This window comes from Bosea sp. NBC_00550 (assembly GCF_026020075.1).
Taxonomy (GTDB): domain Bacteria; phylum Pseudomonadota; class Alphaproteobacteria; order Rhizobiales; family Beijerinckiaceae; genus Allobosea.
In genome coordinates, this window is sequence record NZ_CP102772.1 from 3,611,947 (window position 1) to 3,635,657 (window position 23,711).

A 23,711-nucleotide genomic window follows, 5' to 3' on the forward strand; every position below is an offset into this window, starting at 1 on the left:
ATCGGCCGAATGTCGGCATTTGGCGCGCTACTGAAGTATTGACCTCGGCATCCGACCTTGCTCAGTTGCCTGCTTCGACGAGATCAGAGCGGGTATGGCCTTCGGCGTCTTCATCCATCGGCAGGATTCGATCTACGACGACAGCCCGGCTGAGCGGTATCAATTCCCGCGTCAATATCTCGGCCGCGCGCAGGTCTGCATCGGCGACTGGATCATCTACTATGAGCCGCGGAAGATCGCCGGGACGCGCGGCTACTTCGCGGTGGCCAAGGTCCAGCAGGTGATTCCCGATCCGGTCGCACCGGGCATGTACATCGCCATCATCGAGCCGGGCAGTTATCTCGACTTCGCCAATCCCGTCCCCTTCGCCGATGCTCAAGGCGTGATCGAGCGTGGCGTTCTAAATGAGGAAGGGCGCATTTCTGGTCGTGCTCAGTCGGCAGTGCGCCCGCTCTCGCCAGCGGACTTCGATCGAATCACCAGTCTCGGCTTGGAAGATCGGGCCTCGCTTTTGCCCCGGCTCGATGAGAATGTGGCGTCGGATGGCTTCGCAGAGGAACAGGTTCCGTTCGTGTTTGAACAGGATCGCGAACGGGCCAAGTTCCTTCCCTCGCGGATCGTCCGCGATCGCGTTTTCCGTCGCGTCGTTCTGCGTGCCTATGACGAACGCTGTTCGATCACTGGTCTCAAGCTAATCAATGGCGGCGGCCGAGCCGAGGTCGCTGCGGCTCACATCCGCCCCGTCGAGGCGAAGGGGCCGGATATCGTCAACAACGGCATTGCCTTGTCAGGCACCGCTCACTGGATGTTCGACCGCGGATTGATCAGCCTGTCCGACGAGCTCGATATCCTCATCTCCCGACAGGCCAACGACGCTGACGGGATACGTAGCTTCATCAACAAGACGGGTCGAGCACTACCGCCACTGCGAGCTCATGACCGCCCGCACCCGCATTTTCTGCATTGGCATCGGGAAAACTGCTTCAAACAGTAAGGATTATCGGGCGCGCGCCGAGAGGTCCTGTGCGGCTCCGGATCGTACTTGTAACCGCCATGTAACCACGGGCTTTCGGAGCCCTCTGGAAATGGCTCACGATGCGCAAGGCCCAAAAAGCAAAAAGCGCCGGAAGATCCGACGCTTGCATGCTTCTCAAGTCCTGAGATTGTCTGGAGCGGGCGAAGGGATTCGAACCCTCGACCCCAACCTTGGCAAGGTTGTGCTCTACCCCTGAGCTACACCCGCATCCGAGACAGTCGCGCCGTGCGGCGCGGTCGGGTTATTGCCCCAAAGCGCGCCGGAGTGCAAGCGCCTGTCGAAAGTTTTTTGCCGGCCGTTGATGAAACCGCGCCCTCGGCGGCACCTTGCCGCCGGCTTTGCGGGAAGCTAGGCATCGGGGGTGGCATGCACGTGGGTCCGATCAGCCGATCGGGGCCGGGCATCGCGCCATGCCGACCGGCCCCGCCGTTTGCCGCCCCTCCGCGATCATCGACCGTCTCGCCATGAACACCCCCGTGACCCCCGAAGCGCTCTGCGATCATCTCACCGCGCAGGGTATCGCCTTCCATCGCATCGATCATCCGGCGGTCTTCACCGTCGCCGAATCGACAGCCCATCGCGAGCCGCTGCAGGGGCTGCACACCAAGAACCTCTTTCTGAAGGACAAGAAGGGCCGGCTGTTCCTCGTCTCCGCCGAAGCCGACGCGCGGATCGACCTCAAGCGCCTGCACGAGCGCATCGGGGCCAGCGGCAGGCTGTCCTTCGGCTCGGCCGAGCTGCTGATGGAAAGGCTCGGCGTGACGCCGGGCTCCGTCACCGCCTTCGCCGTCATCAATGATCGGGAGAAGGCCGTGACCATGGTCCTCGACGCCAATCTGGCGACGGGCGAGGACGTCAATTTCCACCCGCTGATCAACACCGCGACGCTGCGGGTCAGCCGCGACGATCTCCTCGCCTTCTTCCGGGGGACCGGCCATGAGCCGCTGATCGTCGATTTGCCGGTCCCGCCCGATGGACAGAACGGCTGAAGCATCCCATCTATGACGCGACTGCGCCGGCGGCCACATGGCACGCGGGCGCCACAGCGAGCATCACGAAGGACGACCCATGCTGGTCAATGGCGAGGCAGCCGGGCAACCCGGCCTGATCAAGGACACCACGACGCAGGGGTTCCGCGACGACGTGGTGGCTGAATCGATGAAGCAGCCGGTGCTGGTCGATTTCTGGGCGCCCTGGTGCGGCCCGTGCAAGCAGCTCACGCCGGTCATCGAGAAGGTGGTCAAGGCGGCCGGCGGCAAGGTCAAGCTCGTCAAGATGAACATCGACGATCACCCGCAGATTCCCGGCCAGCTCGACATCCAGTCGATTCCGGCCGTCATCGCCTTCAAGCAGGGCCAGCCGATCGACGGCTTCATGGGCGCCCAGCCGGAAAGCCAGGTGAAGGCCTTCATCGAGCGCCTGGTCGGGCCGATGGGGCCGGGCGCCACCGAGGAGCTGATCGCAGAGGCGCAGGCCGCCGCCGAGGCGGGCGACGCAGCTGGCGCCAGCGAGCTCTATGCTGGCGTGCTCCAGCTGGAGCCCGAAAATCTCGCCGCCATCGCTGGGCTGGCGCGGCTGCATCTCGACACCGGCGATATCGAGGGCGCCAAGGGCATTCTCGCCATGGTGCCGGAGGACAAGGCCGGCGATCCGACGATCGCGGCCGTGCGCGCCGCGATCGACCTGGCCGAGCAGGCCGCCTCGCTCGGCGACACCGCCGAACTGGAAGCGAAGGTCGCCGCCGACCCGAAGGATCATCAGGCCCGCTTTGATCTCGCGCTGGCGCTCAATGCCCGCGACCGGCGCGACGAGGCGGTCGACCATCTGATCGCCATCATCAGGGCCGACAGGAATTGGAACGACGACGGCGCGCGCAAGCAGCTCCTGCAGTTCTTCGAGGCCTGGGGCCCGATGGACGAGGCGAGCGTGGCCGGCCGCCGCAAGCTGTCGACCCTGTTGTTCTCCTGACCACCGAGAGGACGGAAGCGCTGATGGGCATGAACGCCGTCTATGGAAGCGCCAAGGATTGCCCTGAGGTGATCCCGCTCTTCCCCTTGAGCGGCGCCCTGCTCCTGCCGCGCGGCCAGATGCCGCTCAACATCTTCGAGCCGCGCTATCTCGCCATGATCGACGACGCGCTGAAGGCCGAGCGCGTCATCGGCATGATCCAGCCCGAGCCGGAAACCGGCCGCCAGCCGGAGATCCCGCCGCTGCTGAAGGTCGGCTGCCTCGGGCGCATCACCCAGTTCTCGGAGACCGGCGATGGCCGCTACATCGTCACCCTGACCGGGATCAGCCGGTTTCGGCTGCTCGATGAGCTTTCGGCGATGACGGCCTATCGGCAGGCCCGGGTCGATTACGAGGTCTTCGCGACGGATTTCGTCGCCCGCACCGGCGAGGATGAGGTCGACCGCAAGGGCCTGCTCAAGGCGCTCCGCGACTTCGCCAAGGCCAACGATCTCAAGATCGACTGGAAGGGCGTCAACGAGGCGCCCAACGAGGCTCTGGTCAACGCGCTCTCGATGATGTGCCCGTTCGGGCCGCGCGAGAAGCAGGCCCTGCTGGAGGCGCAGACGCTGAAGGATCGCGCCGAGGTTCTGGTCGCGATCACCGAGATCGAGCTCGCCCGCGGTGGCGGCGATCCGGATACGACGCTCCAGTGAATTCCGCCGCTCCCGCCATTGCGCCGGCGGCCCCATCCGCCGGCTATCCGCCGCGCCGTGCGGTCACGGCCTGGCTGTTCTTCGATTGGGCGGCGCAGCCCTTCTTCACGCTGATCACCACCTTCGTCTTCGCCCCCTTCTTCGCCTCGGCGCTGGCGCGGGACGCGACCGAGGGCCAGGCGCTCTGGGGCTACGCCACAGGCTTCGCGGGCTTGTGCATCGCGCTGCTCTCGCCGCTGCTCGGGGGCATCGCCGACCGGACGGGGCCGCGCAAGCCATGGATCGCCGCGTTCGGAGCATTGCTCGTCATCGGCTCGGGGCTGCTCTGGTTTTCCGTGCCGGGTTCCAAGCTGGCCGTGCCTATCGCACTGGCCGGCTTCATCATCGCGACGATCGGCGCCGAATTCGCCACCACCTTCAACAACGCCATGATGACGCGGCTCGTGCCGCCCGAGCGGCTCGGCTGGCTCTCTGGCACCGGCTGGGCGATCGGCTATCTCGGCGGACTGCTCTCGCTGGCGATCACGCTGGGCCTGCTGGCGGCCGACCCGCAGACCGGCAGGACGCTGGCGGGCATCGCGCCGATCTTCGGGCTCGATGCCGCCGCACGCGAGGGCGACCGCTTCTCCGGCCCGCTCACGGCGCTCTGGTTCATCGTCTTCGTGACGCCGATGTTCCTGTTCACGCCGGATTCGGCCCCGACCGGCATGCGCCTCGCCGAGGCTGCCAAGGGCGGCGTCGGGCGGCTGAAGGACACGCTGGCCGAATTGCCGAAGCTGCCGTCGCTCGGCCGCTTCCTGCTCGCCAACATGATCTATCAGGATGCGCTGGTCGCGCTCTTCGCCTTCGGCGGCATCTATGCGGCCGGCGTCTTCGGCTGGCAGACCATCGAGCTCGGCGTCTTCGGCATCCTGCTCACCGTCACCGGCACGCTCGGCGCCTGGCTCGGCGGCAAGCTCGACGATGCCATCGGCGGCAAGCCGGTGGTGCTCGGCTCGATCGCCGCCCTGCTCTTCGCCTGCCTCGGCATCCTCTCGCTCGGTGCCGACCATGTGTTCTTCTTAATCCCCGCGACGCCGGCCACACCCGGCGACGGGCTGTTCGCCTCGCTGCCGGAGCGGGTCTATCTCGGGCTCGGCCTTCTGATCGGCCTCGTCGCCGGCCCGTTGCAGGCGGCCTCGCGCAGCCTGATGGCGCGGCTGGCGCCGGAGGGACGCATCGGCGAGTTCTTCGGGCTGTTCGCCCTGTCGGGGAAGGTGACGTCCTTCATGGGCCCGACGCTGGTCGCGCTGGCGACGACCGCTTTCGCCAGCCAACGCGCGGGGCTCGCGGTGCTGATCGTCTTCTTCCTGGCCGGGGCGTGGCTGCTGGCGGGCGTGAAGGTCGTCCGCCGGATGTAGCGTGTCACCCCGCACGCGCCGCGGCATTGCATGCCGCAGCGCGCACGGGATGACGCCCTCGTTCACCGCACCAGAATGTTCCGGAACTGCCAGGGATCGCTGGTGTCGATGTCTTCCGGGAACAGCCCCGGGCGACCGTCGAGCGGCGTCCAGTCGGTGTAGTAGCCCTTCACCGGCCCGAGATAGGGCTGCTGGATTTCGAGGCAGCGGTTGAAGTCGATCTCCTCGACCTCGACGATGCCGGCGCGCGGGTTCTCCAGCGCCCAGACCATGCCGGCGAGCACGGAAGACGTCACCTGCAGGCCGGTCGCGCTCTGATAGGGCGCGAGCTGGCGCGCTTCCTCGATCGAGAGCTGCGAGCCGTACCAGTAGGCGCCCTTCTCGTGGCCGTAGAGCAGCACGCCGAGCTCGTCGATGCCGTCGACGATCTCGCCCTCCTCGAGGATGTGATGCTCGCTTTGCGGGCGGCCGACATTGCCGAACATCTCGTGCAGCGAAAGCACCGCATCGTTCGTCGGATGATAGGCGTAGTGGCACGTCGGGCGGTAGACCGCCTTGCCGCTCTCGTCGCGCACGGTGAAATAGTCGGCCAGCGAGATCGACTCGTTATGCGTCACCAGGAAGCCGTATTGGGGCCCCGGCGTCGGGCACCAGCTGCGCACCTTGGTCTCGGCGCCGGCCTGCATCAGATAGATCGCGGCCTGCGAGCCCACCTCATGCGTATGGGCATTCGCCGGCATCCAGCGCTCATGCGTGCCCCAGCCGAGCTCGGCAGGCTGCACGGCTTCGGCGATGAAGCCCTCGACCGACCAGGTGTTGACGAAGACGCCCGGCGGCTTGGGGTTGCGCGAGCGCTGCGTGTCCCGCTCGGCGATATGGATGCCCTTGACGCCGACGCGCTGCATCAGCCCCGCCCATTCGGCGCGGGTGGTCGGCTCCGGCGCGTTGAGGCGCATCTCGCCGGCGATGTTCATCAGCGCCTGCTTCACCAGCCAGGAGGCCATGCCGGGATTGGCGCCGCAGCAGGAGATGGCCGTGGGCGATCCCGGCGCGAGGGCGCGCTTGGCCGCCAGCGTCATCTCGCGCAGCGCGTAGTTCGAACGCTCGGCCGCGCCCTTGCTGTCGTCGAAATAGAAGCCGAGCCAGGGCTCGTTGACCGTGTCGATATAGAGGGCACCGAGGCTGGAGACGAATTCCATCAGGTCGCGCGAGCCGGTGTCGCAGGACAGGTTCACGCAGAAGCCCTGCCCGCCGCCGGCGGTCAGCAACGGCTCGAGGATGTCCTTGTAGTTTGCCGGCGTCAGCGCTTCCTGGACGAAGCGGATGCCGCGTTCGTCGAGCAGGTGGCGATTGGAATCATCTGGAGCAATGACGACGAAGCGGCTCTTGTCGAACTTGAAGTGCCGTTCGAGCAGCGGCAGCGTACCGCGGCCGATCGAGCCGAAACCGATCATCACGATCGGGCCGGTGATCTCGCCGTAGACGGGCCAATTCGTCATTCTCTGTAACTCCTGGGTTCGTGGGGAAAGCGGTAAAAAGGGTCGTATGGGCGCAAAATCGCGCCGTCAATCGCCGCGGCGCTCTCCACGCGGCCATCGCATGGAAAGCGCCGGGCGATGACGGCGCGATGACGGGTCGTGAATGTCAGGCGGCCTGCGCCACCTCCGCCGCCTCGGCGGCGGCCGGGATCGGCGCGCCGGCGGCGGCCAGCACGCCCTCAGCGCCGTCGAGCGCGCCATCGCGCAGCTCGATGGCGAGGAAGCGCTCGCGCTCGACCGGGCCGGGCATGGCGAGATCGCGCGTCAACGCCGGATCGAAACCGAAGCGGGCATAGTAAGGCGCATCGCCGACGAGGATGACGGCGCCATGGCCGCGGCAGGCGGCGCGCCAGAGCGCCTCGCGGATCATCGCCTTGCCGAGTCCCTCGCCCTGCAACTCGGGCTTGACCGCCAGCGGGCCGAGCAGCAGCGCGGGCACCCCGTTTGCCTCGACATGCCAGAGACGAACCGTCGCCAGCACGTCGCCGTCACGCTCGGCCGTGAGCGCCAGGCCTTCGGCCGGGATCCGGCCCTCGCGCAGGCGCTCGCTCGACTTCGCGGTGCGGCGCTCGCCGAGGCAACGGTCGAGCAGCGCCTCGCGGGCGGGGATATCGGTGGCGATCTCGTCGCGGATCGTGATCATGACGTACCTCCTGCCGGAGCGTTCGCCTCGCGCTTTCCGCCGGCCGGAACGGCCGGCGATCAGAATTCGCGCAAGAAACCGACGAACCTTCCCGGCGCCGCGCAAGCGCGGCCACAAGCGGATGGTGTGGAAGGGGGTCCGGCGGGAGCCACGCCCGCATGCTCCATTCTTGGAGATGCGCACGCTCCGCCCGGATTTCGCCGGGCAGCCTGCCGAATTCTGGCAGGGCGCTTCGCCGGACCCGATGGGTTGGGAAGGGGCTCTCGCCCCTTCCGACGTCAGATGACGTACTGCTTCAGCGGCGGGAAGCCATTGAAGGCGACGGCCGAATAGGTCGTCGTATAGGCGCCCGTGCCCTCGATCAGCACCTTGTCGCCGATCTCCAGCGAGAAGGGCAGCATGTACGGGGTCTTCTCGTACATGACGTCGACCGAGTCGCAGGTCGGGCCGGCGAGCACGCACGGGACGGTCGCATCGCCATCATGCGCGGTGCGGATGGGGTAGCGGATCGCCTCGTCCATGGTCTCGGCCAGACCGTTGAACTTGCCGATATCGAGATAGACCCAGCGGACCTCGTCCGACTCGGCCTTCTTCGAGATCAGCACGACCTCGGCCTCGATCAGGCCGGCCTCGCCGACCATGCCGCGGCCCGGCTCGATGATCGTCTCGGGCAGCTGGTTGCCGAAATGCTTCGACAGTGCCCGGAAGATCGCGTCGCCATAGGACGGCACGCCCGGAATCGGCTTCAGGTAGCGCGCCGGGAAGCCGCCGCCGAGATTGACCATCGACAGCGAGATGCCGCGGGTGGCGCACTCCTTGAAGATCGCCGAGGCCGAAGCGAGCGCCGAATCCCAGGCGTTCACGTTCGCCTGCTGCGAACCGACATGGAACGAGATGCCATAGGCGGTCAGCCCCAGGCGATGGCCGTGCTCGAGCACGTCCGCGGCCATCTCGGGCACGCAGCCGAACTTGCGCGAAAGCGGCCAGTCGGCGCCGGCACCGTCGCAGAGGATGCGGCAGAAGATGCGCGCGTCCTTCGTGCCGGTCTTGTCCGCCGAGCGGGCGACCTTCTCGACTTCGGCCGTGCAGTCGACGGCGAAGAGGCGCACGCCGAGCTCCATGGCGCGCACGACGTCGCGCTCCTTCTTGATGGTGTTGCCGAAGGAGATGCGGTCGGCAGTGGCGCCGGCAGCGAGCGCGAGCTCGATCTCGACGACCGAGGCGCAATCGAAGCAAGAGCCAAGCTTGGCCAGCAGCGCGAGCACCTCCGGCGCCGGGTTCGCCTTCACCGCGTAGAACACGCGGGTGTCGGGCAGAGCGCGGGCGAAGGCATGATAGTTCTCGCGCACGACATCGGTGTCGATGACGACGCAGGGCCCGTCCTCGCGGCGGGTACGAAGAAACTCACGGATGCGGTCGGTCATGAGACGCGACTCCCCTTCGACGCAAGCGGCGTCGATGCGATGTATCGCCGGAATGAATCGTCGCAGTCGCGAGGCGCTTTGGAGACGCCTGCTACAGCGGACGAACCGTCCGGACCCGAAACACCGTTCGATTGGGGAAGACCCCGCACGGCCGGCAATGAAGGACAAGCCTCTTCGGTGCCGGCCTGTGGAAAGCCGGCGAGACCAAAAAAGCCCGCTCCGTCGTTGCTTTAAGCTGCGTCCCCCGTGGAGATTCGGGGTTCGCCGGTTTTGCCTCCGGCTGCTGGTCTGTGTCGGGGAACAATCTCCTTGCGGAGACTGGGAGGCGTGATTTGAGGGATGTCCATCCCCTCCATCCGTCCTCCAACCCCTGGCGGCTGTCCGGCCTCTTGTCCGGATGCCCACCGACCAGCACGCGGCCACAGGCACGTGCGAATTGGGTGAACGCGATATACGGATGCAGACCCCGGACCACAAGTGTTTTGTGAGTCCGGAGCCGCATTTTTTTGCAGGGCCGATCTGCGCTTATCCGGAAGCGGGTTGAGCGCGGAAAGCGCTTCGCCGGCTATGGGTTAGCCGCGCTTCTCGCAGAAGCGAATCCGGTTGCCGAACGGGTCGGGAACCTCAAGTGTTCGCCCGCCCGGCCCCTCCTCCTGGATGCCGGGTTTCGAATAGGTATAGCGCTTGCCGATGAGCTCGGCGCGGAAGGCGTCGACCCCCTGCATCCAGACGAAGACGGTCGAGCCCGGGCTGGCGTCGCCATGATGCTCCGAGAGATGAAGCTGCAGGCCCGACCGCGAAACCTGCATGTAGAGCGGCATGTTCGGCCCGAAGCGGTGGTCCCAGTCCATCGTGAAGCCGAGGAAATCGAGATAGAACTCCTTCGCCTTGGTCTCGTCGAAGATCCTGAGGATCGGAATGCCCATCTGAAGCCGGACGGCTTCATTGGGCTGATCCTCCGGTGCTCCTAGCCCGGACTCGCCGATCTTCGCCGCCCGCACGTTCCAGTCGTCATAGCCGAACTGGCGGGCGACGATCTCGAGGGTTTCGGAGTGGGACAGCGGAACCTGCCTTGCGGCCATGGTCTCGCGCAGGCTTTTCGCCATCTGCTTCGCATCGCGGAAGCTACGCATCGTCGTGATCCTTCTCGCTCGGACGGGATCGATCGGGGCTCGCCTTGCCGATATCCGTCCACGAGTCGATCGGGATCAGGACAGGGACTTATCGGGATGCGTTCACCTTGCCCTTGCGGGCGCGAGCGGCTGGCCGCATCCGGCCGGTCGCGAAGGTTGCGGCATCTTCATCTCCTGTCAATGGCAGATGCCCTAGACCGGCCCCATTTGATGGCCTTAAGTCACGGCTGCCGCGCATGTTTCGCCGCCGGCCCGACGGGAACACGGACCACGCATGACAACGACAGACCGCCGCCGGGTATTGGGTGGACTCTCAGCCGCGCTCTGCCTCTCGGCAGCGCCTTCCGTCCTGCTCGCGCAGCAGCCTCAGCCCCAGGGCGCGCCCCAGCCGACGCCGCCCGCCGCGCCGCCGCAGCCGCGCTTCGCCTTCGAGGATGTCCAGCGCCGGGCCCGCGAGATAGCCGCCGTTCCCTATGAGCCGAGCCCGGCCCTGCCCGAGGCGCTGGCCAGGCTCGACTACGATTCCTGGCGCGACATCCGCTTCCGGCCCGAGCGGGCGCTGCTGGCGCAGAACGGCTCGCCCTTCCGCATGCAGATGTTCCATCCGGGCTTCCTCTTCACCCGGCCCGTCACGGTCAACGTCGTGCGCGACGGCGTGCCGACGCCCGTGCCCTACGCGGCCAACCTGTTCGATTACGGCAAGGTCAAGTTCGACAAGCCGCTGCCGGTCAATCTCGGCTTCGCCGGCTTCCGCCTGCACTTCGCGCTGAACGACCCACGCATCCTCGACGAACTCATCTCCTTCATCGGCGCGAGCTATTTCCGCGTGCTCGGGCGCGGCCAGCGCTACGGCCTCTCGGCGCGCGGGCTGTCGATCGGCGCCGGCACGGCGAGCGAGGAATTCCCGGTCTTCCGCGAGTTCTGGATCGAGTCGCCCACCGCCGATGCGGAGCGCGTCATCGTCCACGCCCTGCTCGATTCACCCTCGGTGACCGGCGCCTACCGCTTCACCATCTACCCCGATCTCGACACGGTGATCGACGTCGCGGCGACGTTGTTCCCGCGCAAGCCCGTCGAGAAGCTCGGGCTAGCACCGCTGACCTCCATGTTCTTCACTGGCGAGAACGACCGCCGCTTCTTCGACGATTTCCGCACCGAGCTGCATGATTCCGACGGGCTGATGATCCATTCCGGCAGCGGCGAATGGATCTGGCGTCCGCTCCGCAATCCGAAGCAGCAGGCGGTCTCCTCCTTCGTCGAGCGCAATGTCCGCGGCTTCGGCCTGATGCAGCGCGACCGCACCTTCGAGCATTACCAGGACCTCGATCTCGCCTATGAGCTCAGGCCCTCCTACTGGATCGAGCCGCAGGGCGATTGGGGCGAAGGCGTCGTCGAGCTGATCGAGCTGCCGACCACCGACGAGACCAACGACAACATCGTCGCGCTCTGGGCGCCGAAGACGCCGCTGGAGCCGGGCCGCGAATTCTCCTTCGGCTACAAGCTCATCGCCATGATGGATTCCAGCGAGCTGCATCCGGGCGGGCGCGTGATCAACACCTATCAGGCGCGGCCCAAGGCGCTCGGCTCCGGCGAGCCGGTGACGGACGGAGCGCGGCGCTTCATCATCGACTTCGCCGGCGGCGATCTCGACTACTTCCTGAAACAGCCGGAGAAGGTCGAGATCGTGCCCTCGATCGCCTATGGCCGCATCGACCGCGCCTTCATTGTGCCGAACCCGAAGACCGACGGCTTCCGCGCCTTCATCGATGTCGTGGTCGAGCCCGGCCAGCTCGCCGAGATGCGCGCCTTCCTCAGGAGCGGCAACAAGACATTGACGGAAACCTGGAGCTATCCGTGGCGTTCGGAAGCGCAAGGCTGAGCCGAAGGAGCTGAACATGGATGTCGTCGAGAAGCCCGAGCAGAACCGCTTCGAACTGACGCTCGACGGCGGCACGGCCCTCGTCGCCTATCGGCGCGACGGCAACCGGCTGGTACTGCTCCATACCGAAGTCCCCGAGCAGTTCGCCGGGCAGGGCATCGGCTCGCGGCTGGCGAAGGGCGTCTTCGAGCTGATCCGGGCGAGCGGGCGCAAGGCCGTGATCCGCTGCGAGTTCCTCAAGGGCTGGATCACGAAGCATCCGGAATACGACGACATCGTCGACGGCTGAAGCGGCGGCGAAGACGGGGAAGTCTCGAGCACGCCGGTTTAACACGGAACCACGCCGTCATTCCGGGGCGGCCCGCAGGCCCAAGCCCGGAACCCATGAACACGACAGCCCGTCAAAAGGGCTCCCGATCCACCGCGCCTCTCGTCTGATCCCGCGTTCATGGATTCCGGGCTCTTCGCTGACGCGAAGCCCCGGAATGACGGCGTGGTTCCGTCAAAACCCAGCAGGCTCTAGCTGCGCTTGCGCGGCGACGATTTTCTCACCGGCTGCTTCTTGCGGCCGTAGAGCTCGAGCCTGTGACGAACCAGCTCGTAGCCGAGCTCGGCCGCGATGCGCCGCTGCAGCTCCTCGATCGCATCCGAGGAGAACTCGATCACCTGGCCCGACTCGATATCGATCAGGTGGTCGTGATGCTCCTGGTCGGCATGCTCATAGCGCGAGACGCCATCTTCGAAGGCATGGCGCTCGATCGCGCCCTGCGATTCCAGAACCTTCATCGTGCGATAGACGGTCGAGAGCGACAGCGTCGGATCGAGCGCGAAGGCGCGGGTGAAGATGCCCTTGGCGTCCGGGTGGTCGTCGGCCTCCGCCAGCACGCGCAGGATCAGCCGCCGCTGCTGCGTCATGCGCAGCCCGGCCCCTTTGAGCTGGCTCTCGAACACGGCAATGCGCCGATCCACTTCGGTCATGTCACGGAGATACCGCGAACGCGCGGTTTTGCAAATTCCCCTATCTGATAATCACTCTCATTTGCATTTTTATTGCAAATGCATCTTCATCGCAGAAGCAAACATGTTGCGCGTGTTGCGCAACATAATGCGGTCCGACGACTGGCTGCGCAGCCTCAGGCTGCCCCGCGCACCCTGCCGAACTCCGACGCGATTCCCGCCACGAGTTCGAAGGAGCGCTTGCGCTTCTCATGGTCGAAGATCGGCGCCGTGATCATGATCTCGTCGGCGCCTGTCTCGCGCACGAAGGCCCCGAGCGAGCGCTTCAACGTTTCGGGTGAGCCGATGAAAGCGTAGCGCAGCATCTGCGAGACATGCGCATTCTCTGCCGGCGACCAGTATTGCTCGATATCGTCGATCGGCGGCTGGAGCTTGCCGCGCGCACCGCGGACCATGCCGACGAAGCGCTGCTGCAGCGAAGTGGCCAGATGGCGCGCCTCCTCGTCGGTCTCGGCGGCGACGACATTGATGCCGGGCATCGCATAGGAGCTTTGCAGCTGCTCCGACGGCTTGAAGCGCTCGCGATAGACCGCGAGCGCCTGCATCAGCGCATCCGGCGCGAAATGCGAAGCGAAGCTGTAGGGCAGGCCGAGCTCCGCCGCGAGCTGCGCACCGAACAGGCTCGACCCGAGAATCCAGAGCGGCACGTCGAGCCCCTCCCCCGGCACCGCGCGAATCGCCTGGTTCGGTCCCGCCGGCGCGAACAGCGCCTGCAGCTCCAGCACGTCCTGCGGGAAGCTGTCGGACGACATCGGGCTGCGGCGCAGCGCCCTCAGCGTCAGCTGGTCGGTGCCGGGCGCCCGGCCGAGGCCGAGATCGATGCGTCCCGGGAAAAGCGCCTCTAGCGTGCCGAACTGCTCGGCGATGACGAGCGGGGCGTGGTTCGGCAGCATGATGCCGCCGGCGCCGATCCGCATCGTGCTGGTGGCGGCTGCGAGCTGGCCGATCACCACCGACGTGGCGGCGCTGGCGATGCCGACCATGTTGTGGTGCTCGGCCACCCAGTAACGGTTGTAGCCGAGCTTCTCGGCATGGCGGGCGAGATCGATCGACTTCAGCAGGGCCTCGCGCGGTCCCTCCCCTTCGACGACGGGAACGAGATCGAGGACGGAGATCGCGACCATGGCGGGTCCTGCTGGCTGGCGCCGGGAGGAAAGCCGGCGGGAAGACGTGGCTTCACCAGATGGGAAGGCTGCATGCCCGGGTCCAGAGGCATGCCCGCTTCCTCATGGCGCGCCTGCGCTGGTGTTCTGGCGGAACGGCCTCGGCTCTGCCGCGTTGCTCCTACAAGCCATCCACGCCGAAGGAGACCGACATGACGACAACGGCCAATCCCGCCAATGAAAGCCTGCGTCAGGAGCAGAAAGAGCAGCGCAAATACGCGCGCGAGCACGGCAAGGATGCCGAACTCGACCGGGCCTTGAAGGACACCTTCCCCGCCAGCGACCCCGTCGCGATACAGACGCCGATCAAGCCCGGCGCCAAGGCAAAGAAGACCTGACGCTCAATCGCGCTGGTAAAGCAGGCGGGCGCGGATCGTGCCGTCGAGGGCACGAAGCTCGCGGAGGATGTCGCGCGCCTCGTCGATCGACACCCCGTCCGCTTCCATCACGACATAGCCGACCTCACCGTCGGTCTGGTAGTTTTGCGCGGCGATATTGACCTGCCGGCTGGCGAAGACGTCGTTGAGGCGCCGCAGCATGCCCGGCACATTGCGCTGGACATGGATGAAGCGCGTGCCGATGGCGCGCGCGGGCAACTGCACCTGCGGGAAATTGACCGCGCCGACGGTCGATCCAACGTCGGAATAATCGACGAGCTTGCGCGCGACCTCCGCGCCGATGCGCTCCTGCGCCTCCTCGGTCGAGCCGCCGATATGCGGCGTCAGGATCACGTTCGATAAGCCCTGCAGCGGCGAGACGAAGCGCTCCGCATTGGAGGCGGGCTCGACCGGGAAGACATCGACCGCCGCGCCGGCGAGGTGCCCGCTCTTCAGCGCCGCCGCGACCGCGTCGAGATCGACGACGGTGCCGCGCGAATTGTTGATGAGATAGGCGCCCTTCTTCATCGCCGCGACCTGGGCCGCACCGATCATGCCCGCCGTCTGCGGCGTCTCCGGCACGTGCAGCGAGACGATGTCGGCGACCTCGAGCAAGGCGTTCAGGCTGGTCGTGGGCTCGGTGTTGCCGTGGCGCAGCCGGTCGGTGTGATCGTGATAGACCACGCGCATGCCCATCGCCTCGGCCAGCGTCGAGAGCTGGCTGCCGATATTGCCGTAGCCGACGATGCCGAGCGTCTTGCCGCGCACCTCGAAGGAGCCGTTGGCCGATTTGTCCCACCCGCCCTCATGCGCCGAACGCGAGCGATCGGGAATCCGCCGGAGCAGCATGACGATCTCGCCGATCGTCAGCTCGGCGACGCTGCGGGTGTTGGAGAAGGGCGCGTTGAAGATCGGCACGCCGCGCTGGCGCGCCGCCTCCAGATCGACCTGATTGGTGCCGACCGAGAAGCAGCCGACGGCGAAGAGCCGGTCGGCGGCGGCGAAGATTTCCGGGGTGAGCTGCGTGCGCGAACGGATGCCGAGGACATGCACGCCCTGGATCGCCTTGAGCAGCGCATCGCGATCGAGCGCCTTCGGCAGCCGCTCCAGATTGGCATATCCGGCCTGCTGCAGCAGCTCGACGGCGGAATCATTGATGCCTTCCAGCATCAGGACCTTGATGCGGTCCTTCGGAAGGGAAAGGCGTTCGCTGGGGCTGGTCATGGCTGCTGCGCTCGTGAAGGAGCGGTTGCTATAGTCCTGATGGCGCGGGAGGCAAACGCTTTCGGTTCGAATGCGCCGCGAAAGCGCGGCGCGGCGTCACGCCTTCTCGACCACGAGCGTCGCGCCGTCGACGCGCACCACCTTGACCTCGCTGCCCGCGAGCAGCTCCGGCCCGATGACCCGCCAGGAGGAATCGCCGACGCGGATGCGCCCCTCGCCGCCGGTCATCGTCGCCTCCAGCCGGAAGACCTTGCCGATGAGCTGCCGGCCACGATCGTTGAGACCGGTCGCGGCGTCGGGCTCCTCGCTCCGGCGGCGCGTCAGCATGCGCCCCGCGGCGACGCAGGCGACCGCAAGGATCGCGAAGACGATTCCGGCCGCCTGCCAGCCGAGGCCGGCAATGCCGACGATCGCGCCGGTGATGAGCGCGGCGAGGCCGAGCCAGATCAGGAAGACGCCGGGCGCCAGCATCTCCCCGCCGATGAGGAGGAGGCCGAGGATTGCCCAGAGCCAGCCGCTATGGGTCGTGAGCCAATCGGGCATGACGGGCTCAGCCGCTGGTCCGGCCCGAGGCCGGAACCGTCCCCGGACCGCGACGGGCCGCGACGGCGTCCTCGCCGAAGACGGCCTTGGTGAGCTGCGCGATGCCGCCGACCGTGCCGGCGAGCGCCGCGGCCTCGATCGGCACGATCACCACCTTGCTGTTGTTGCTGCTGGCGATCGCCTTCAGCGCATCGGTATAACGCTCCGCGATCAGGAAGTTGGCGGCCTGGATGTCGCCCTTGCTGATCGCCTCCGAGACCATGGCGGTGGCCGCGGCTTCCGCCTGCGCCAGCCGTTCCCGGGCCTCGGCATCGCGCAGCGCCGCCTCCTTGCGGCCCTCGGCGGCAAGGATCTGCGATTGCTTCTGGCCCTCGGCCTTGAGGATTTCGGCCTGCCGGAGGCCTTCGGCCTCGAGCACGGCAGCGCGCTTCTCGCGCTCGGCCTTCATTTGCCGGTTCATCGCGCCGGCGATATCGGCGGGCGGGAGGATATCCCGAATCTCGATGCGCGTGACCTTGACGCCCCAGGGCGAAGCGGCGGCGTCCATGACGCGCAGCAGCCGCTCGTTGATCTCGTCGCGATGCGAGAGAAGCTGGTCGAGATCCATCGAACCGACCACCGTGCGGATATTGGTCATCGTCAGGACCATCAGCGCGTCGTTCAGCGAGGAGACCTCGTAGCAGGCCTTGGCAGCGTCGAGCACCTGATAGAAGGCGGCGGCATCGATGCGCACGCCGGCATTGTCCTTGGTGATCGCCTCCTGCGAGGGAATGTCGAGCACCTGCTCCATCACATTCACCTTGTGCCCGATCCGGTCGATATAGGGCACGATCAGGCCCAAACCCGCGCTGAGCGTGCGGGAATAGCGGCCGAAGCGCTCGACGGTATAGTTGTAGCCCTGCGGAACGGTGCGGACGCCGCGCGCGATCGTCAGGACGACCAGGGCCACGACGACGATGACGGCGATATTGTAGCCCGACAGATCCATTCCGCTTCCCCCGCGGCGCCATTGCGCAGCCTCGTATCCAGACGGCGCCCAAACTGGCCGTTGCAGCCGGCGGATGCAAGCCGGAGACGGAACCGCCTCGTATCAGCCATCATCCTCGGGCGACCGCGGGGCAACCGGGGAATCGGGGGCCGAATGGGTTCCCGAGTTCGCGAGGAGCCGCGGGAACCCTCTCCCGGATGGGAGAGGGGTTCTATGTCGCGGTTCACGCATGCGTCTTCACCCGCCCGCACTTGCGCGCGAGCGTTTCGAAATATCGAGGGGCAGCGGAGCGCCGCGAGGCGCGGGTCTATTCAGCCGCTTCCATTGAGCCAGGATGCGGCGCGGAAGGATTGAGCCACCTTCCGCACGCCCCGTGGCGCTCCGCCTATCGGCGTTCTCATCTAGACTTCGGGCCGCGCTTCTACGGCTCTCCGGTTCCGGTCCCGCTCGCCTCGACGCCAGTTCGGCACGGAACGCGCTGCGCTCCGCTTTGTCTCGTGCATCGGATGGTCCCGAAAAGTGGTTCGCACTTCCCGGTCCGATGCCGGCCTCGTCGCGTCTCGGGTTGCAGGACCTTTCCCTTCGAGCCTCCCAGCGAGCTCCTCGCGCAGGGGCCGTAGTACCCCCAGAGCGGTGCCCCGAAGCCTCCCGGGACTGGTTCGTAACACCAGCCGCAGGCGCCGCCCTCACCCCGCCACTGGCATACCTCCGGATGGCTGCCCCTCGGGGATGAGGTGGGTCGAGAATAGGCTTGGGTTGAAAGGGCGGGGATAAGTTTTGTGAGGGCGACGCAGCATCGCTGGCGTAGCAGGGCACGATCCAGCCCAGACGCGCTGGTCGGTGCGCGAGTATTACGACACTCGACGAGGTGGCCTGGGGCGCGGCCAGCGAAACGAAGCCCGAGTTTGTGGCACGTTCCGATCCGGCGGCGCGATGGACGGGAGCCCTGAAGGACACGGCCTCCTTCGCCTATGTAGCCAGGGAGCCGTTTGGCAATTGTGCCCGCAGGGCGTCGACCAGTTCCGTCGTCCCGTGGCGGAGTTCTCCGGCATTCGGCTCGATCTCTATCAGATTGCCTCTGCTGTGGGCGTCGTAAAGCTTGAACAGGAGCTCGGAAGCGCTCGCGCTCACGAGGCGCTCCAAGCTCTCCTTCCGTTGAGAGCGAGAGATGGCCCGAGCCTCGATCGGCCGGCCTAACAGCAGGCTCAGCGCGGCCGCCACATCATTGGGACTGTAGCGGCGCGCTCCTTCGGCATGGATGACCTCCAGCTCTTTCGGGGTCGCACGCCGCGACAACAAATCGGCCGCGATTCGGCCGAGATCCCGGGCAGAGATCATCGGAAGCGGCTTGTCGACCGGCTCGTGAAAGCTGGGCAGGATGCCGGACGCCATGGTCATTGGGACCACGCGCGCCCAGCCTTCCATATGTTCGGCAGAACGCAGGAACAGCTTCTGGCCGGCGAATTGGCCGAGGCGCTCCTCGAAGGTCCGGAACATCGAGGGCATTCCGATGTCCTCGGCGACGTGAGCGCCATAATCCGAGATTGCCAGCACCCGTTGTGGGCGCGCCTGTTTCAGGGCGGCGACGAGATGTTCGATCGATCGTCGCATGTTTCCGGCCGTGTCCATCGCTTGCGGCGACACCGGAAGGATGATCTGTACGGCTTCCGCCTCGGCAATCGCACCGGCAAGGGCTGTGGAATCCTGCAGATCGGCCAATGCAACGTCGCAGCCGATCTCTGCGAGCCGCGCCGCCTTTGCCGGATCACGCAGGATCGCTCTGACCGGAAGGCCCGCCTCGCGTAACGCCAATGAGGTTGAGTAGCCGACCTTTCCGGCCGCGCCGACAATTGCGAACATGCTCGATTCCCTGATTGCGATGCGCAACGCTAGGCGATCGAGCAGGCGGCATCGCGCAGATTCAGGCCGATCCTTGCAATTTCGGCCGGAATTTGCGCAAGGGGCCAGCGATCTCGCCTGGAGTCTGGCCCAAAACGCGCCGCATCGTCGAGGCCATATGGCTCTGATGCGCAAAACCGGTGGCCAGGGCGATCTCGCTGATCGGCATGGCCGTCGTGGCGATCAGCCCACGTGCATATTCAATGCGACGACGGATCACGTACTGATGCACAGACGATCCGGTGCTGTTTCGAAACAGGGATTTGAGACGCGTCGAGCTGATCCCCGCCGTTGCCGCCAGATCGGCGAGAAAAAGCTTCTGATCGAGATTAGCCTCAATGAACTCGGTCAGCATGCTCAGTTGGCGCGCGGACAACCTCGGCCCATCCGAGCCTTCCGCCTGGTGGCGACGGGCAGTGGCGATTTCGATCAGCCGGACCGCCAGCGCATTGGCGAGAAGATCGACGTAGAGCGGATCGGATGGCGTATCAGCGTCGAGATCCGCCTTGATGGCCCAGCCTATCGCTTCGATCCGCGCATCACGAATCTGAAGCCGCGGAAGGAACTCGATCTTTGCGGAATCCTTTCCGAGTTCCCCCGCGACCTGCTCCAGCAGCGATGCATGAAAGCCCAAGCGCAGAATCCGGCAATCCGCATCGTCCTCCCAGACGCCGTCGACTCCCGCCGGAACGAAATCGATATCGCCATGCTTCTGCAGGCGCCGCATTCGCAGGCCGCCGACAGAGCATTCCGCGTTTACCGGTGGACCAAAATGGATACCTATTCGGTGACGTTCGCTGGCGGGCGCTCGCGACACCCCGCGTGGGACATGGACGAGCGCGGCTTCGAGCGTGTGCCGCGCTCCTCCAGCACTCGAACCGAGAATCAGAGGCGACGGCTTTGGGCCGGAAAGGTTCATGGGGATAAGTTCGGATCTAGAGGTCGAGAATGCTACCCCCCTCAAGCTCCGTCGCGCTTGAAGACGGTGCGCCCTTGGACGACACGAAGTTCCAAGCCAGCGGCCGGAGATTCGTTATCGCGCCGGCAGGCGGCATGATCTACGCTGGCGGAATATGACCCCGCGCCTGCTCCAGACTTTCCTTGCCGTCGCGCGTTGCCGGACGGCGACTCGGGCGGCCGGCGAGCTCAACCTTGCCCAATCCAGCGTAAGCGACCAGATCCAGATCCTCGAGGATGAACTGGGGGTGCGCCTGTTCCAGCGCTCCAGGCAGGGCTTTCGGCTCACGACCGCCGGCGAGGCGCTGGTGCCTTATGCCCAGGACATTCTGACCACGACGGATGACGCATTGGCTGCGGTGAAGAGCGCGAGCCTCTCGGGCGACCGATCGCTGGTCATAGGCGCGCTGGAAACCGTTGCCCGGGAGGTTCTGCCGGCGCTGCTCGCGGACCTTCGGCAACACCAGCCCGAACTCCGGATACGTGTCGAGGTGGCGGGCAGCGATCATCTGTTGCAACGCCTTCTCGACGGCTCGAACGACATCGCCTTTTGCTTTCGCAAGGGCGCTCTGGATGCACGTCTCGCCCGGCGGGAATTTGCCCGGGAGCCGCTGGTCATGATTGGACCGCCGGCCGCAGGAAGCGTGTTCGATCCTGCGTCGGGGCCGGACGCGCTCGCAGCCCAGCCGTTCATCGCGACCGAGCCGGCTGCGTCTACCGGCATCTGTTCGATCAGGCCTGGCGCCGGGCCGGTCTGACGCCACCAAGGCCTGTCGCCGAAGTCGGCAGCATCGAGGCCATCGTGCGTCTGGTTGCGGCCGGCAGCGGCTATGCCCTCGCGCCCCGGATCGCGGCGCGGGAAGCGCTGGAGCGCGGTGCCGTCGTCGCGCTCCCATCGCCTGGATTCGAGCTTGCGGCGACGCTCGACATGGTATGGCGCCGCCGGCGCGTTCAGCCGCCCGGCCTCGCGCTTCTACTGGCCCGGGCGGGGCGGGCGCGACGTTTTCTCAAACGAGACGATGACCGCCTTCGACGTGAAGAACCGTGCCTGTCGTGAAGCCATTGCCGATGAGAAAGGCCACGGCATCGGCGATATCGTCCGGCTGACCGACGCGACCGACCGGCAGGCGTTCCGCCATCCCGGCGAGAACCTCGGCCTTCCGTTCGCCCGCCACCGCTTGCCAAATCGGCGTGTCGACCCAGCCCGGCGATACGGCATTCACACGCACCGGCGCCAGTTCGACAGCCAGGGCCCGGACGAGACCTTCCAGTGCCGCATTGATGGTCGCGACCACCGTTCCCCGGGCCATCGGCCGGTAGGCCGCGATGCCGGAGGTGAAGGTCAGCGATCCCTTGGGAGCGAGCTTCGGGCTGCCGTATTTGGCAAGCAGGATGGGGCCGATGATCTTGCTGTCGATGGCGCGCCGGGCTGCATCCAGGTCCAGCGCGGGCAGCCTTTCGTAGGCGCCCGTAAAATCCGCGGCCGTACAGACGATATGATCGAGCGGCTCGCCGTTCGCGAACAATGCCCGCACCTCCCCTTCGGAGGTGATGTCGGCCATCCGTGCCGCGAGCAGCGGCGAGGCCCCGAGGTCATCCTGCGCGCGCCTGAGCCGGGAAGCGTCCCTGCCGACGATCGTCACATGGTCGCCGGCCGCTATCAGCCGCCGCGCCAGGGCGAAGCCCATGCCGGAGCTTCCTCCCGCGATAAGGACGCGGCGCAGGTTCGTGTCCTGATTGGTCATCTTGGTCTCCATTTCCGATCTAGCGGCTGTGTTCCAGCTTTCCGCGCTCGTTGGGAAACGGAAGGATCCGATGGTGTTATCGGCGATGCCGATCGAAGACGAAGGGGCTGGCGCCCGTGAATGCCACCGGCCGCTCTTTTGTGGGACTGACGGTCAAGGCGGGCAATACGGCATGCTCCGGCTTCAACACCACCGGGCTACCCAATCTGCCGGCGGTTTTTGATCGCATCGAGCGACCTCCACCGACACCGTCCAGGCGCCCCGTATCATCAGCGTTCCCGGACGATCTCTACGAAGCGAGCGGCCAATCGAGAGAGCGGCCTGCTGCGCACGGTCATGAGGCAGATCGTTATGGGAATATGAGGCTCGACCGAAAGCTGAACGAGCCCGTCGAAACGCTGCGCCTGCGTCAGCAGGCTGTCGATCAACGTCACGTCGCCAGGTCCGGCCAGGAGATGCGCCGCCGAGATGCTGTACGGAACCGTCATGAACGGTGCATATTCGAGCCCCTCCCTCTCATAGGCCTGGGCGATCAGCCAGCCCAGCGGCGACTTCTCGCGATCGAAGCAGATCAGGCGACGTGCCCTCAGGTCATGCAGGCTGACCGTGCCCTGCTTCGCAAGGGCATCGCCCGTCCGGACCAAAGCGATGATCTCCCCTCCGGCAAGAGGCGTCAGCGCGATGTCGTCGGTCACGCGCGGGGAGAACATCAAGCCGAGATCGGCCGTGCCGAGCGCTAGTTCCGTGGGCGCGTCGCCCATGATCAGCTCGACACGCGCCTGCGGGTATTCGTTCGTCAGCCGGCCCAGAGCGCGCGCAATGACGCCATGGCCGATACTGGGTGTCGAGGCGATGCGCAGCGGCGTCTCCTGGCCGGCACGCAGCCGCACTGCGACGTTCCGCAAACCCAGCCATTCCTGCTCGACGGAATCGAGGGCTGCCATCAGGGCGCTGGCCTCGGCGCGCAGCGTCAGACGGCCGTCGCGTCGCTCGAAGACGAGGACGCCCAGGCTCGTCTCGCTCCGCGCGACGATCTTGCTGATGGCCGACTGCGTAAGGTTGAGCTGGCGTGCGGCCTCCACCGTCGTGCCGCAACGATGGACGGCGCGCAGGACGGCGGCGTGTGCGGGCGTGAATTGCGTCATTGCTGCGGATTCTCCTGCAGATGCGCCAGCAGCACCCGCGCCGCGCGGTCGAGCGCAACGCCCTGCCGATGATGGGCATAGGCTGTCACCAGAGGACTCGCCTCGAGCGGGCGCACGGCGAGCCCTTCGACGAGATTGCTGCTGATGACGAAGCCATCGACGAGCGCGATTCCAACGCCTTCGCGCGCCAGATGGCAGGCGGTGTCGGTATGGCGGACGGTGATCGCGATGCGATCCGCCAGCCCTATCCCGCTGAGAGCCTCCTGGAAGCTGTCGCGGGCGCTCACGCCATCCGGACCGTAGCTGATCAGCCGGGCGCCATCGAGATCACCGCGCGAAATGGTTGCGCATGCAATAAGCGGATGTTCGGGCGACAGGACACAGACCAGGGGACTGCGCCGCAGCGCCACATCCGCGATCGTCTCGCGCGACATCGGTCCATAGGAGATGCCGAGATCGGCTTCGCCCGCATCGAGATGCTCGCGGACGTGATCGAACATGATCTCGACGGCCGCGGCCTCGTCGAGGCTGCGTCGGGTCTGCTTGATCGCCGGCGGCAAGATGCTGTGCGCAAGGCCCGGCACCGTCGCCACCCGCAAGCGATCGGCCATGCCGACCCGGATCATGTCCGCCTCGTGCCGCGCGCGCTTGAGCACGCCGAACAGGGATTTCGCATGCCTCACCAGGAGCTGCGCCTCCGGCGTCGGCACGAGCCGGCCCTGGATAGTCGTGGCGAGGCTGAGCTCCAGCTCCTGCTCGGCCTGCTTGAGCGATTTGATCACCGCCGACTGGCTGATGCCGAGGCCCTGCGCCGCCTCGCCAGTTCCGCCGAGCCGCACGAACGCATCGATCGCGAGCAGCGAGCCGAGTTTCATCTCTATTCCGCTTGGTTGGTAAACCTGCCGAATGTTTCATTGGCAGGAATAGGATGGCTCAT

At 66.3% G+C, this 23,711-nt stretch carries 22 protein-coding genes, 1 tRNA gene and 2 pseudogenes; 10 read left to right on the forward strand and 15 right to left on the reverse strand.

The genetic code is table 11. From position 1 onward, the window contains the following. Window positions 1–94: 94 nt before the first annotated feature. Window positions 95–994, forward strand: coding sequence for an HNH endonuclease (locus NWE53_RS17355; protein ID WP_265050625.1), 900 nt, complete (start codon window positions 95–97; stop codon window positions 992–994). A gap of 174 nt (window positions 995–1,168) precedes the next feature. Here the strand turns inward: NWE53_RS17355 and NWE53_RS17360 are convergent. After that, window positions 1,169–1,243: transfer RNA gene (locus tag NWE53_RS17360), tRNA-Gly, on the reverse strand. Window positions 1,244–1,446: 203 nt separating this feature from the next. On the opposite strand from NWE53_RS17360, the gene NWE53_RS17365 reads away from it, so the two are divergent. The 4 genes from NWE53_RS17365 (at window position 1,447) to NWE53_RS17380 (ending at window position 5,099) form a co-directional block, all read left to right on the forward strand. Then, a complete protein-coding gene (locus tag NWE53_RS17365) occupies window positions 1,447–2,025 on the forward strand; it encodes a prolyl-tRNA synthetase associated domain-containing protein (RefSeq protein ID WP_265050626.1) in 579 nt (192 codons plus the stop codon). Window positions 2,026–2,104: 79 nt separating this feature from the next. After that, entirely contained in the window at window positions 2,105–3,004 is a 900-nt protein-coding gene (gene trxA, locus NWE53_RS17370; RefSeq protein WP_265050627.1) for a thioredoxin, read from the forward strand. Between the two features lie 23 nt (window positions 3,005–3,027). Beyond that, the gene (locus NWE53_RS17375) at window positions 3,028–3,699 is read left to right on the forward strand and encodes an LON peptidase substrate-binding domain-containing protein (protein WP_265050628.1); all 672 of its coding nucleotides are present in this window, start codon (window positions 3,028–3,030) and stop codon (window positions 3,697–3,699) included. Next, the gene (locus NWE53_RS17380) at window positions 3,696–5,099 is read left to right on the forward strand and encodes an MFS transporter (protein WP_265050629.1); all 1,404 of its coding nucleotides are present in this window, start codon (window positions 3,696–3,698) and stop codon (window positions 5,097–5,099) included. The genes NWE53_RS17375 and NWE53_RS17380 overlap by 4 nt, the downstream gene beginning before the upstream one ends. 62 nt (window positions 5,100–5,161) lie before the next feature. On the opposite strand, the gene NWE53_RS17385 is transcribed toward NWE53_RS17380, so the two are convergent. The 4 genes from NWE53_RS17385 to NWE53_RS17400 all read right to left on the reverse strand — a co-directional run bounded on the left by NWE53_RS17385 (window position 5,162) and on the right by NWE53_RS17400 (window position 9,837). After that, window positions 5,162–6,598, reverse strand: coding sequence for a homospermidine synthase (locus NWE53_RS17385; RefSeq protein WP_265050630.1), 1,437 nt, complete (start codon window positions 6,596–6,598; stop codon window positions 5,162–5,164). Window positions 6,599–6,743: 145 nt separating this feature from the next. Next, window positions 6,744–7,280, reverse strand: coding sequence for a GNAT family N-acetyltransferase (locus NWE53_RS17390; RefSeq protein ID WP_265050631.1), 537 nt, complete (start codon window positions 7,278–7,280; stop codon window positions 6,744–6,746). Window positions 7,281–7,558: 278 nt separating this feature from the next. Beyond that, window positions 7,559–8,704 (reverse strand): type III PLP-dependent enzyme, encoded by a 1,146-nt coding sequence (locus NWE53_RS17395; RefSeq protein ID WP_265050632.1) that lies wholly within the window; start codon window positions 8,702–8,704, stop codon window positions 7,559–7,561. A 572-nt stretch (window positions 8,705–9,276) separates the two neighbouring features. Next, entirely contained in the window at window positions 9,277–9,837 is a 561-nt protein-coding gene (locus tag NWE53_RS17400) for a VOC family protein (RefSeq protein WP_265050633.1), read from the reverse strand. A gap of 274 nt (window positions 9,838–10,111) precedes the next feature. On the opposite strand from NWE53_RS17400, the gene NWE53_RS17405 reads away from it, so the two are divergent. Both NWE53_RS17405 and NWE53_RS17410 read left to right on the forward strand, forming a co-directional pair. Then, complete coding sequence (locus tag NWE53_RS17405; RefSeq protein WP_265050634.1) at window positions 10,112–11,716, forward strand: OpgD/OpgG family glucan biosynthesis protein; 1,605 nt, start codon at window positions 10,112–10,114, stop codon at window positions 11,714–11,716. 16 nt (window positions 11,717–11,732) lie between these two features. Continuing rightward, window positions 11,733–12,005 (forward strand): GNAT family N-acetyltransferase, encoded by a 273-nt coding sequence (locus NWE53_RS17410; RefSeq protein ID WP_265050635.1) that lies wholly within the window; start codon window positions 11,733–11,735, stop codon window positions 12,003–12,005. A 230-nt stretch (window positions 12,006–12,235) separates the two neighbouring features. Here the strand turns inward: NWE53_RS17410 and NWE53_RS17415 are convergent, their stop codons facing one another. After that, complete coding sequence (locus tag NWE53_RS17415; protein ID WP_265050636.1) at window positions 12,236–12,694, reverse strand: Fur family transcriptional regulator; 459 nt, start codon at window positions 12,692–12,694, stop codon at window positions 12,236–12,238. Window positions 12,695–12,849: 155 nt separating this feature from the next. Then, the gene (locus NWE53_RS17420) at window positions 12,850–13,857 is read right to left on the reverse strand and encodes an LLM class flavin-dependent oxidoreductase (RefSeq protein WP_265050637.1); all 1,008 of its coding nucleotides are present in this window, start codon (window positions 13,855–13,857) and stop codon (window positions 12,850–12,852) included. Window positions 13,858–14,048: 191 nt separating this feature from the next. On the opposite strand from NWE53_RS17420, the gene NWE53_RS17425 reads away from it, so the two are divergent. Continuing rightward, complete coding sequence (locus tag NWE53_RS17425) at window positions 14,049–14,234, forward strand: hypothetical protein (protein ID WP_265055062.1); 186 nt, start codon at window positions 14,049–14,051, stop codon at window positions 14,232–14,234. Window positions 14,235–14,237: 3 nt separating this feature from the next. Here the strand turns inward: NWE53_RS17425 and serA are convergent, their stop codons facing one another. From serA to NWE53_RS17440, 3 genes are all read right to left on the reverse strand, one after another. Next, window positions 14,238–15,497: a phosphoglycerate dehydrogenase gene (gene serA / locus NWE53_RS17430; RefSeq protein WP_265050638.1), complete on the reverse strand. Its 1,260-nt coding sequence runs from the start codon at window positions 15,495–15,497 to the stop codon at window positions 14,238–14,240. 96 nt (window positions 15,498–15,593) lie between these two features. After that, window positions 15,594–16,040: an NfeD family protein gene (locus NWE53_RS17435; RefSeq protein WP_265050639.1), complete on the reverse strand. Its 447-nt coding sequence runs from the start codon at window positions 16,038–16,040 to the stop codon at window positions 15,594–15,596. Between the two features lie 7 nt (window positions 16,041–16,047). Further along, the gene (locus tag NWE53_RS17440; RefSeq protein ID WP_265050640.1) at window positions 16,048–17,028 is read right to left on the reverse strand and encodes an SPFH domain-containing protein; all 981 of its coding nucleotides are present in this window, start codon (window positions 17,026–17,028) and stop codon (window positions 16,048–16,050) included. Between the two features lie 813 nt (window positions 17,029–17,841). On the opposite strand from NWE53_RS17440, the pseudogene NWE53_RS30060 reads away from it, so the two are divergent. Next, window positions 17,842–18,001, forward strand: a pseudogene (locus tag NWE53_RS30060) (IS5/IS1182 family transposase); the annotation flags it as partial. Here NWE53_RS30060 and NWE53_RS17445 read toward each other — a convergent pair. Together NWE53_RS17445 and NWE53_RS17450 are read right to left on the reverse strand one after the other, a co-directional pair. Then, window positions 17,998–18,888 (reverse strand): NmrA family NAD(P)-binding protein, encoded by an 891-nt coding sequence (locus NWE53_RS17445; RefSeq protein WP_265050641.1) that lies wholly within the window; start codon window positions 18,886–18,888, stop codon window positions 17,998–18,000. The pseudogene NWE53_RS30060 and the gene NWE53_RS17445 overlap by 4 nt on opposite strands. Before the next feature lie 61 nt (window positions 18,889–18,949). After that, window positions 18,950–19,654 carry a helix-turn-helix transcriptional regulator gene (locus NWE53_RS17450; RefSeq protein ID WP_265050642.1) on the reverse strand — a complete coding sequence of 235 codons (705 nt, stop codon included), beginning with the start codon at window positions 19,652–19,654 and terminating at the stop codon, window positions 18,950–18,952. A gap of 346 nt (window positions 19,655–20,000) precedes the next feature. On the opposite strand from NWE53_RS17450, the pseudogene NWE53_RS17455 reads away from it, so the two are divergent. Then, a pseudogene (locus tag NWE53_RS17455) lies at window positions 20,001–20,941 on the forward strand (LysR family transcriptional regulator). Here NWE53_RS17455 and NWE53_RS17460 read toward each other — a convergent pair. From NWE53_RS17460 to NWE53_RS17470, 3 genes are all read right to left on the reverse strand, one after another. Next, a complete protein-coding gene (locus tag NWE53_RS17460) occupies window positions 20,892–21,629 on the reverse strand; it encodes an SDR family oxidoreductase (protein WP_265050644.1) in 738 nt (245 codons plus the stop codon). The pseudogene NWE53_RS17455 and the gene NWE53_RS17460 sit on opposite strands and share 50 nt — an antisense overlap. A gap of 269 nt (window positions 21,630–21,898) precedes the next feature. Then, window positions 21,899–22,774, reverse strand: coding sequence for a LysR family transcriptional regulator (locus NWE53_RS17465; RefSeq protein ID WP_265050645.1), 876 nt, complete (start codon window positions 22,772–22,774; stop codon window positions 21,899–21,901). Continuing rightward, complete coding sequence (locus tag NWE53_RS17470) at window positions 22,771–23,649, reverse strand: LysR family transcriptional regulator (protein ID WP_265050646.1); 879 nt, start codon at window positions 23,647–23,649, stop codon at window positions 22,771–22,773. The genes NWE53_RS17465 and NWE53_RS17470 overlap by 4 nt, the downstream gene beginning before the upstream one ends. Window positions 23,650–23,711: the final 62 nt, after the last annotated feature.